Annotated in this window: 6 protein-coding genes; 2 read left to right on the top strand and 4 right to left on the bottom strand. The window is 67.2% G+C overall.

The window, feature by feature from the left end:
* The coding region (locus AB0E91_RS28695) for a hypothetical protein (RefSeq protein WP_361787801.1) at positions 1-2275 on the bottom strand (2275 nt) is incomplete at its 3' end.
* Between the two features lie 196 nt (positions 2276-2471).
* On the opposite strand from AB0E91_RS28695, the gene AB0E91_RS28690 reads away from it, so the two are divergent.
* A complete protein-coding gene (locus tag AB0E91_RS28690) occupies positions 2472-2636 on the top strand; it encodes a hypothetical protein (protein WP_361787799.1) in 165 nt (54 codons plus the stop codon).
* A gap of 169 nt (positions 2637-2805) precedes the next feature.
* Here AB0E91_RS28690 and AB0E91_RS28685 read toward each other — a convergent pair whose 3' ends face one another.
* Both AB0E91_RS28685 and AB0E91_RS28680 read right to left on the bottom strand, forming a co-directional pair.
* Positions 2806-3702: a hypothetical protein gene (locus AB0E91_RS28685; protein WP_361787797.1), complete on the bottom strand. Its 897-nt coding sequence runs from the start codon at positions 3700-3702 to the stop codon at positions 2806-2808.
* A gap of 17 nt (positions 3703-3719) precedes the next feature.
* Positions 3720-5204 (bottom strand): UvrD-helicase domain-containing protein, encoded by a 1485-nt coding sequence (locus tag AB0E91_RS28680; protein ID WP_361787795.1) that lies wholly within the window; start codon positions 5202-5204, stop codon positions 3720-3722.
* 145 nt (positions 5205-5349) lie between these two features.
* On the opposite strand from AB0E91_RS28680, the gene AB0E91_RS28675 reads away from it, so the two are divergent.
* Entirely contained in the window at positions 5350-6117 is a 768-nt protein-coding gene (locus AB0E91_RS28675) for a DCL family protein (RefSeq protein WP_361787793.1), read from the top strand.
* Positions 6118-6533: 416 nt separating this feature from the next.
* On the opposite strand, the gene AB0E91_RS28670 is transcribed toward AB0E91_RS28675, so the two are convergent.
* Positions 6534-10595, bottom strand: coding sequence for a HEAT repeat domain-containing protein (locus tag AB0E91_RS28670; protein WP_361787791.1), 4062 nt, complete (start codon positions 10593-10595; stop codon positions 6534-6536).
* Positions 10596-10889: the final 294 nt, after the last annotated feature.

Here is a 10889-nt window from a genome sequence, read left to right as displayed (position 1 = left end):
GCAGGCGCAGCCTCCATCGGTTGGTGTCCCGCTCGGCGCTCTGCTCGCAGACGGCGGGCTGGTTGTGCGGCAGGGCACCGTCTGCGCGGATGTCGACGCTGACGCGTCCGGGCAGGAACAGCGGGTCCTGTGTGGCGAATTCGCCGAGGAATACCTGGAGTGCTGCGGTGTAGCGTTCTGCGGCCAGCACCGAGAGGTGTTCGTTCGGGCAGGTGATCTCCCAGTCGACGCCGAGCGCGTGCCAGGCGTAGTGGCGTGTGGGGCCGGCGTCGCTGAAGGGCCGTCCTGTCCCTTGGGCATCGGCCTGCTCGGTGTATGTCTCCTCGGTTGCTCTGGGGTCGTCGGCGGTCGGAGCGAGAAGGCCGTCGATGAGGGTGTCGATGCCCACGGAAGCGGTGATCGTGCGGAGCAGGGAGACGAAGCCCGGCCGCACCGCGTCGGCGATGCGCAGGGTGAGCGCCTGGTCGGCCATCATCTCCCAGACGTACGGGTAGCGTTCGTGGTTGTACGGCTCGTCGCAGTAGACGTTCTGCGCCATGAGGCCGATGCAGAACAGACGGGTGGCGGAGATCCAATTTCCTGCCTGGCGGTCGTACTGGGCGGCGAGGATGATGCTGCGGGGGACGTAGCGATTGAGCTCGGGGGCGGGTGCGGTCTTCGCGGCGTCGGCTGCTGCGAGCGCGTACTGCTTGGCGGCGATGGGCAGGCCGAGTTCGCTGTAGAGGCGCGCGCACAGCAGCAGCATGATCAGGCCGCCCTCGAGGGTGTCGCCGCGCAGCCAGTTGGCCTTGGCATCGTGGATCTCCTGGAGTGCTTGCGGGAGGCGGCCGTTCTTGATCAGGGCCAGGCCGCGGGACTGGGCGCGTTTACCTCGTGCGGTCTGGCCGGTTGCCCGGTCAGTGGCCTTGTCGAGCAGATCACGGACCTCTCGGTAGAGCGGATGGTCCACCAGTACGGGGGTGAGGTAGTCGAAGAGGTCGGCGGTGTGCTCGATGGGGAAGAGTGGCGCGTTGTCCAGGTGGCGGCCCAGCCGGAGCAGCGTGTTCATTCCGGTGTCGAGGTCCGTGAGCGGCGGCTCCGACTGCAGGGCAGGTATCGGCTCGCCGGCCTTTACTGCTGCGACAACGGCTGCGGTGATCTCCGCGACGGTGGGCAGGTATTCGGGCACGGTTTCAAGGTCGGCGGTCATGTCGGCGTGCAGGGCCAGGCGGGCCCGCATGGCCAGCAGGTGGGCCATGGCGTTGGCGGGCGGAGCGGCGTCTAGCAGGCGGTCGATTTTGTCTGCCAGGAGGCGCTGGCAGTCGCACAGGTCGTCGGTGGTCAGCGCGGTGAGGCCGCGTGCCAACGCCCCGAACGCGTACTGGAGGAGTATGACGGCGTCCTCGAGGATTCCCAGGTCGGTGAGGGCGTCGTCGCTGGTGACCGTGCCGAAGAAGTCGCGGGCCAGTTGGTCCGTCGGACGCATGTCGCCGAGGCCGCGCAGGGTCGCCACGACGATCTCGTAGCGGGCCCGCAGGTTGGTGTGCTCCCCCGCTGCAGCGGCCAGCAGAATCCGTGCGTGGCCGATCCACTCCGGCAAGTCGGCTCGGGCCTCCTCATGGAAGGTGGCCTGGCGCAGCGGAGCCCGCAGGTCCACTAGATCGCCCAGGGTGCCGTCCGGATCGTTGTTCGCCTGCCATCGCCGGCGGGCATCGACATACCAGTCGGGCAGTTCACCAGCTCCGTCCGGGCGCGGCGGAGCGAGGTCGGAGGGCAGGTGGAGGTACTGGGCGGCGAGGTAGAACAGGTCGTAGTCGGCGAGGTGGAGGGCGAGGGCGGCAGCGTCCCAGATCTCCAGGTCGACCTGGTGTGTCCGGGTGGCTTCTTCGATCAGGTCGTGCCGTTTCCTGGCGGGCACAGCCGTCACCGTGAAGTAGATGACGCGGTCAACGGGCGCGCCCTGCTCGCAGATCGAGGCGAGGTCCCTTCGGATCTTGCCCGGGACGCCGGTGGCCTGGATGGTGCAGGCCATCACCACCCGGTGGGTGGAGGCCAGCGACGCGTACAGGGACGTGCCGGGCAGTTCCCGGGGAATGTTCGTCCAGTGGCTCTCAGCGTCCCGGCCCTGGTCCCCGCCGCTGCTGACGGGGCCGGTCGCCGGGAGCAGATTGCTCGTGATCCTCCGGCGGGCCAGGCCCAGGCACAGGGCCTCGAACTCGTGATGGCTGTTGCTCTCTCCGAGGATGCTCAAAGCGAAGCGGATACGCCGCTCAAGCTGGACGGCATCGTCACTCACGTCGGTCCCCCCTGGTCTCACTGCCGCAGTCACGCATGACCAGTGTCCAGCACCCCACTGACATCCCGAGGCCCAACGTCTGCGCCATCGTATGAATCGGGGGTCAATGTCCCGGGCTCGCCCTCGTGCCGGGCGAGCACCGGCGCCCTGTACGGACGGGAGCCTGCACGAGCGCGCTGCGCTCAAAGATGGGAGCATGGCTGACGGCCCCACCACCGTTGGCGCACATCCGGCACAGATTCCTGCCCGGGTACACGCACTGGGGCCGGGCTGGCGGCAGTTGCTTGAGCATCTGCATGAACAGAGAGCCGTGGAGCAGATCCGCGCAGTCATCGGCATACTGCGCAACTACTCCGGCTGAATGCCTCCTTTAGCTCCAGTCATGCGGCCGTCGATCGTCGGCCGCCCCGATGGGGTCGCCCGAGAGATCACGTCAGTGCAGCGGCTGATCCAGCGGACGGCAGTAAGGGCTCCGTCCGAAGCGGAGCAGACGTCCTCGTCTTCGGGATCAGACAAGACGTATGCCGCCCCTAGGACTTGGCCTGCTGCGCGGGGTGGCTGCCCCGCAGGTGTGCGCGTAGTGCCGTACGCAACTGTGGAAGCGGGATGCGGGCGCCAAGCGTCGTGAGGAAGTCCGGAACCGTCCAGCGGATCAGGGCGCCTTGGCGGGCGAGGTAGAAGCCGACTTCGCGGATGTCGTAGCGGTCGTCGTAGTCGAGGAGGAGGTAACCAGCGAGCTGCTGTACCTCTTCTCGTCCTACGCGGTGGGGGCGGGTGAGGGCTTTGCATTCGATGAGGTACCCATTGGTGATGAAATCTGCGTCGGCCTTCACGTCGGCGCTTCCGGAGAAGATCGGCCCGCATACGCGCTGCTGGGCCGGCAGGCTCCGCAGGGGGGCGAAGGGCTCTTCTGCGAGCTTCATCTGCTCGTCGATGTCGTCAAGGACTGAGCTCGGCACGGCACTGGTCACGCCTGTGACGGTGGTGTGCTCGTCTACCTGGGCGAGGAGGTTGCGCTTGCGGGAGAAGGAGCCGTTTCGGTAGACGGCTTCGAAAAAGCCTGTGCCAAAGCACAGCCTGGTCAATTCGTGGTCGTCGAGTTGTCGGGAAGGATCTGTCAGGTGCGCATGGAGGCGGCCCAGAACGCTGGTTCCGATCATGTGGAGATTGGTGCGCACTGCGCGGGCAGGTGCTCCGTCGATGGGAAGGTCGCTGCCGATCAGTTCGACGCCAGCGATCGCGGCGGGCCCCGGGTCGGAGCCGAGGCTCAGGCGCAGCCGGTAGTCGATGGTGTGGCCGAGAGCGGCGTAGTCGGGGCGGCGTTCGTTCAGCGGCTGGACGGGGTGCGGTAGACCGCGGATGTGCTGGAGGTAGGAGGCGATGATGCGTTCGGGGTGGGGAAGGTGGCGGGCCAGGAACGTGGACATCGGGGAGCGTGGGTACTTCAGCTGTCCGGTAAGCGGAAGCCGGGCCAGTGCGATGCCTTCGGGGTGGCGTCTGCTGTCGCGGCGGTGGCGTGGGTCTGGAGCCGTTTGATGCCGGTGATGTCGAGTTGGGTGCGGGCCCGGGTGACGGCTACGTAGATGAGTCGGGCGGCGGCTGGGTGCACGTTGCGAGGGGAGTCGTCCTCGGGCGGAGTGAAGCCTGCTCCGATCCGTACGCGGTTCCACTCCCGGCCCTTGGCCTTGTGCACCGTGGATACGACGACGCGTGCCTGTGTTTCGTGGCTCATGCGTTGGACTGTGCGGATGATCTGCTGGAGGCCGTAGGTGTCCACGAATTCCACGATGGCTTTGAGGTCGGCGGCGGCGGAGTCCTGTTCGGCGTACTCCTGCACTTCGCCCCAGGAGGAGAAGAGCGCGAGGTCGTGGTGTGAAGTGCGGCGGCCGGCCTGCAGGTCGATCGCTGCCTTCGCGATGTTCAGCAGGGGTTTCCCTCCGCCGACCAGGGCGACGGGCACGCCTTGGTCCAGGAAGCGCAGGACCTCGGCGAGGGCGTCGGCGTTGCCTCGGCACAACACCGCGTCGGGGATCTCCACCTCGGTCAGTGTGGACGGTTCGGCGGCGTGGCCGGTGAGCTGCATCGTCGAGGTGGCCGCGCGGAGCCAGTGGTTGGCCACCTCCGCGATGGCCGGCCCGAACCGGAAGGACTGGGTGAGTTCCATCTGCATGCCAGGAAACCCGCTCATGATGTCCTTGGCGTGACGCCATTCGTAGATCTGCTGGGAGGGGTCGCCGACGCAGACACGCTGGACGTCCTGTGCGAGGAAGATCTCCTCGAGGACCGGGTTCGTGTCCTGTGCCTCGTCCAGCAGGACGTAGTCGGCGCGCAGCCGGGGCCGGGTGAGCGCCCACATCTTGAGGTAGTGGTCGTGCTTGAACGGGAGTGTGCCGTTCTGTGAGCAGATGTTGTCCCATGCCCACCGGGCCTTGGGCAACAGGACTCGTGCAAGGTACTGCTGGCCGTGGTCGTCGAGGCCGTTGACGGTGCCCAGATGACGCGCTGCGACCTGTTCGTCGGTGGAGTAACAGAAGTGCTTGACCATCTCCATCACCTGGTGAGCCAGCGTCGTCGCCTTGAGCCGGCGACCGCCGATGGCGAGGTCGCGATCGATGCCGAGGAGCTGCGCGGTGCGCCACAGGGGCATGTGCTGTGAGGCGTCCAAGCGGGCTTTGAAGCGGCTCCCGAGCGCGCGGTAGGCCAGCCCGTGGGAGGTGCTGCAGTGTACGTTGCCGCCGAAGCGGGCCTTGGCCTCCTGCGCGATGGGCCTGTTGAAGGCGATGTACATGCCGCGGCGGGGGGTTGCAGCGCCCATCATCACCAGTGTCGATGTCTTTCCCGTACCGGCGCCTGCCACCAAGGCAAGATCATGACCAGCAGCGAAGCTGTCCCGTGCTGCCGCCTGTTCCTCGGTCGCCTTCGCTGCCACCCCGTCGTCCCTTTCCTCAGGCATGCTGTTCACTCCGTCTGCCAGACGGCCTCGGCCGGACTGGCTTTGGGCTGGTGAGCAGCATGGCAGGACGCACTGACACCTTGCCAAAGCACCGGGAACAGAGGTTTGGGGTTCCGAAGAGGTGACCGGAAACTACGGTGTCTACGGCCTTGCCATACGCATGCCCGGTTACCTGCGTCGAACGGAGATACCCGTGCCCCGAGGAATCACGATCGGTGCGACCCGCTACCCCACCACGGAAGCCGTCCGGAACATCTGCCGCAGCATCGTCCAGCGGTACGGCAGAGGTGGTGACATCACCGAGCCCGACGACGATGCCTTCTGCCGCGACCTCCTCGAACGCCACCCCGAATACGACCTCAAGCGCGGGGCTGGCATAGCCCACTTCCGCGTCATCGCCCACACCGACCACGGCCGCAGAAGCGTCGGGATCGGCCTCGTGCGGCTCGACGGCGAAGTGGCTGACTTCTCGTGGAACGCCTGCCTGACGCCGTTCAGCCAGCGCACCCAGGTGCTTGCCGCCCTGCGGCACGCGGTTGCCGATCAGGTGGCAATCTCACGGAACGCGGCGCTCAGCTCCGGACAGCCTCTGCTCTGCTCCGTCACAGGAACGCCGATCCGGTCCGCGGCCGAGCTGCACATCGACCGCGCGGCCCCGACATTCCTCGAGCTGGCGGAGGACTTCATCGCCGACAACGGTGGCGTAGACGCCTTCCGGATACTGCCCGAGTCCGGCGCCGGAGTCAGCTACATAGAGCTGGAGGACAAGGACCTCGAGAGACGATGGCAGGAGCGTCATGGGGAGCGTGCAGTGCTTCGGCCGGTTCTGAAGCGGATCAACCTGTCCGATCTACGGCGAGGGAATGAACAAGGTACCGCAACTCCATGAACCTGTTGCGGCCGTCCCACAGGGCGCAGAAACCCAGGCGGTCCGCGTAGAGCAGCGATCCCCCTGCATGCTCCAGCGCACCTCGGTGCCGCAAAGCACGACAGATCGTTGGCAGTTCACCCATGCCCTGGAGCAGGAGAAGGACCGACCGGTCGGTGACGCAGAAAGGGAGCTCATCCGGCTGTTCAACCGGCTGAATGAGTGGTCAGATGCTCTTGCCGCAGCTGATCGTGCATGCCCTCATCGTGCGCTCTTGTCCATCTCCTGCGGGGCACGGATCGGCGCGCTGGCGCACGCGCCGCGTATGACCTTCCCAACCAGGGCGACAAGATCGCCAAGATGCCGTGGCCTGCAACATCCGTTGGTCATCGTGGGCATCTGATCGGCTCTATGGCCGCCCGGCTCGTCGCCGCGTTTCACGCCTGCCGGCTTTCAGATGGCGGCGAAGGCAGGGTGCAGTCGAGGGTGAAGGCTGCGACGGGTACACCCTTGAGAGCTCGCTGTGTTCGGGCCTGTTGCTGCTGGTGCTGGTCAACGGAGGTGAGCGTGTGATGAGTTGCGGGGCAGGATCGCCGCTTGGTAGCCGTCCAGCGGTCGCAGTCAAAGTAGCCGGTCAGCAGGACGCCTGCCGTACGCGGGGTGTTCAGGTAACGGCCGACGAGTTGGTGTTCCAAGGCTGTGGGCAGTGTGCTGTTCCAGCAGCCTTTGCACTCGATCACCAGTCTGACCGGGTCATGCCCACTGTCTGGCGGGGCTGGGACCTCGATCTGGATGTCGGTGCGGCGGCCGGCCAGACCCGGGCGGTCGAGCTGGACTTCACGATTGACGACGACGCGGTAGCCGCCGATGTCCTGCAGGAGGAACGCGGCAAGGATGTCGCTGAGATCTTCCTCCCAACAGGGCCACCACTCGGCTTGGGCTGCGGAGGACTCCGAGCGGTTCCACAGGGCGATGCTCAGGCCGTTGGGACGATGCAGGGCGTGTTGGAAGCGGCCGAGAGCCTCCAGCACGAGCGTCAGGAGGTGTCCTTCGTCAGTGACCCAGCGGCGTTGGTGTGAGTGCTCGGCAAGTGCTCTGAGCTGAGGGGGTGATACCGGGGCATGCAGGGACTGCGCGGCTGCGATTGCGGTCTGCCGGGCGAGGTGGCGTAGACGCCACAGCCCTGTCTGAGAGGCCAGACGGCGCAGCTGGTGGGCGGCTTGTGGCGTGTTCTTTGCCTGGAGGAGCGGCGGAATGGATCGGATCAGCTCGCCGCAGTGGTCCTCGCCGATCCAGCCGGAGCGCAAGGGCGGGTCCAGGGTTTCCGCTGTCACATGTCGGGCGAGCACGAGGTACAGCTCGGCGAGGGCTTCCTCGGACAGGCCAGCCAACTGGTGCGGCTGGGTGTAGTGGTGGACGAGGCGCTGGCCGAGTTGGTCGATGTAGGCGCGGGCGAGCACCTCGTTGTTCAGGCGTTTGTGCACGAGCGGCCACAGTTTCGGCAGTGCCGGACAATGCAGCAGGATCTGCGCTGCCATGAGCCATCGGGTCAGGGTTTCGGGTGTCGTGGCCGGGCGCGAGGGGTCAAGGTCGAGGGCCGCCTGCAGGCGGGCGGGAGCGCTGGGGTGACCGGTGAAGGCCAGGGCGCTGGTGACGCCCTGCCAGTGTCCGGGGACGCGGTCGGGGTGGTCGGCCCAGACGGTGAGAGCGTCGACGGCGTCCGGCTGTGTGTGGACGCTGAGGCGGCGGGCCAGGTCGTGTGTGGTGTCGGCGTCCGTGTGGGGGTCGCGGAGCACCTTGTCAAGCAGGGTGATCAGCGCGGGGCCAGCTTGTTCAGCGCAGTAGGGCAGGAAGGCATCCCGGACGGCTTCGCCAGGGGATGTGAAAGCGTTCGTGGTGGCCAGGGCGAGAGCCCAGCCGGCCCAGTGAGCAGGCGTCGCCGAGGGGAGTTCGTCCGGGGTGCTCAATACGGCGAAAGCGCTGAGCTCCAGCATCAGGCGCGGATTGGCGCGCCCGCCGTAGGCCAGCAGGTGCGCTGGCAGGGGCGGCGCGGTGGTCAGCACCTGCCGGGCGGCAGTCCTCAGCTCCGCATCGAGGTCGCTGCCCTGACCTGGACGGGACGGGGCGTGGTGCGCCCACAGGAGCAGCGGGACCTCCCACAGGCGAGGAGGCTCGGTTCCGTCGCGGGTGCATCTGATCTGGTCGATGACGGTGCCCCAGGCGCGGCGGATGGTCTCGGGGCTGGCGGTGTGGACGGCGGCAAGTCCTTCGCGCAGCCGTGTCTCGTTGTAAACACGAGTCTCGTCGGGAGTGGTGTCGGCGTCTTGTCGGGGTTCTGGGGCGGGGGCCCATCTTTCGGTGATCTGTCGGAGGGTGGGATGGGCGCGGGAGGCTGCTTCAACCCGGGTTTGCAGCTCGGGGTCGGTCGGCGGGGTGATGGACACGAGCAGCCGGGCTAGTGCGGGTGGCACGTCAGCGAGTTGTTCCCAATGCTCCATCCAGTAGAACGCGTCGTCGTACGTGGTCAGGCAGCCATGCGGCACCGCGCTCCAGACGCGGAGGAAGTCCTTCTCGCCGAGGTGGCTGAGCAGATGGAGTGTCAGGGCGCGGCGCAGGCTGTGCTGGGCTCGCAGGGCGTCGCCCATGGCCTCGTGTTCGGTCCGGCCTTCAACGCTGTACAGCAGATCTCGGTGGTTGGCCAGCGCGATGAGGGTCTCGCTGATGAGGGTCTCGGGATAGGGCAGTCCAGGAAGTCCGTCGGTGCCGGCCAGGGTGACCGCGCGGCTGATCAGACTGGTGGCCAGGACGATGCTGCGCCCGGGCAGCGGCTGCTGAAGCGTGTCGCGGGCCCACAGCAGAGCCTGGGTGGTCTGGGCTGCAGTCAGTTGGGCGGGGATGTCCGAGCGCAGCACCCACGCATGGCCGTAGTAGTCGGCGGCCGGATCGCGAAGGAGGTCGAGCAGTTCTCGCAGGGACAGATGGCTGGGCCACAGTCGGGAGAGGGCGGCAGCGACGACTTCCGGTGAGGGGTCATCGGCCGCCCGTTGCCTGATCCGGTCCACTGTCTGGACGTCTTCAGGTCGGAAGTCGGCGATGGCGCGCAGGGCAAGGGCGCGTAGCTCCTCGGACAGGCTGGTGGTCTCGGTGACCTGCAGCAAGGCATCGTTCAGCTCTGGATCGGGGCAGCTTCGGGCCACGCGTAGCGCCGTGTACACGATCAGCTTGTCCGCGTCTGGTCGCAGGCGGGACAGGAGTTGCTGTGGCAGTCCGGGGTGTTCGAGACGGTGCAGCGTGGTGTGGTCGATGTCGATGGTGTCGTCTCTTTGTGCCAGGCTGAAGATGGCTTCGACGACTCGGGCCCGGTCGGCGGCCGGCCGTGCGGGCAGATCGGCCAGGAGGAGCACCAGCGGGTCATCGCGCAGGAGGTCTTCGAAGAGGGTGCTGTCGGTGCCGCTGCGCCAGGCGGCCACTTCGCGGTGGGCCGGGTAGATGTGCCGCGCTGCGCCGTCTCCGACCCACAACAGGCCGGCCTGGGCGCGTGGGTCGACCTGGTGGGCGTGCAGGTAGTGGGCGGCCAGGAATTCTTGGTAGCTACGGTGTGTGAAGGTCCACCGCAGCAGGCCGACAGGGTCGAGCAGATGGGACTCGGTCAGCTGGCGCAGTTCGTCGGTCGTGCATGGGACCTGGCCGTCCAGCAGGCCGGGCTCAAGTCCGCCTTCCAGTTCGGCCAGGGTGATCTCCCTGCAACCGGAGGGCTGTGGGGAGGCATCGCTCAGCACGTTGTGTGTACCGAACTGCATCGCGGCCGCGACGCGGGCGGCGACTGGCAGAAGACGCTGCCCCGTGGGCTGAGCCCGCAGTTCACGTATGTCGGCCGGGCGCCGGGTCTCGGAACACAAGAGCACGCAGGCCTGCTGGTAGGCGTCTACCGCAGTGGCTGGCAGGGTCCCTTTGACGCGGTGGTATTCGAGCAGTTGCAGGAGGGTGACGGGCGTCCTGGACAGCTGCGTCAGGCCCCGCTCGTGCAACAGGGTGCTGAAGGCATCAGCGTCCAGACCGTAGTCTTCAGCGGCGACGGCAACATCGTGGTCGCTGAGCGGGGCCAGGGTCATGTGCCGTACCTGAAGCGGCGATTGCCAGTGCCTCGTGAGGGTGTCCTGCAGGACGTCGGGCCAGCGCCCCGTGCGGCAGCTGAACCGCAGCCTCAAATTGCTTCGCTGGTCCACGGTGAGCGAGTCGATCCAGTCGGCAATCAGACCGCCCAGGGCAGGCAGGACGTTCAAGCCCTCGTCGACGCTGTCCAGGAATACCCACCACTCCCCCGCCAGCCGGGCAGCGGACGTGGCAGCCAGAGCTGTCACGGCCTGGGACTCTGTCTGGTGCCGCCCCAGGTTCACCCACCGCGCCTTGGCACCCGCGGCCTCCAGAGTCTGGTACTCCTGCACAAGCGCCACTGACTTGCCCGCGCCCCGCTCTCCGAACAGGGCGAGCACCGGCACGTCCCGTAGCTCCTCCAGCCGCCGGCCGTGGTCCCCTTCCGCTGCAGGCGCGCTGCTCCGGTCTCGGCCGGGTGCCCAATCTCCCAGCGATACAGTCTGCCGCGCCCAGGGGTAGACCACTCCGGACAAAGATGCTGTCGTCACAGGTCCAGAGCGTAGAGGGATGCACTGACATCGCCGGTGACGGAGCTCGTTGGCCACCACTGAGAAGCTGCCGTGTGGAGCCGCGGATCGCGACCCACCGCCGACAGAGCCGACAATGCCCAGCAGCTGAGCCTCTTCATGTTCGGTGTC

Origin of the sequence: Streptomyces sp. NPDC026659, assembly GCF_040638245.1 — a bacterium.
GTDB lineage: Bacteria > Actinomycetota > Actinomycetes > Streptomycetales > Streptomycetaceae > Streptomyces.
This window is presented reverse-complemented; position numbering and strand designations above follow the sequence as displayed.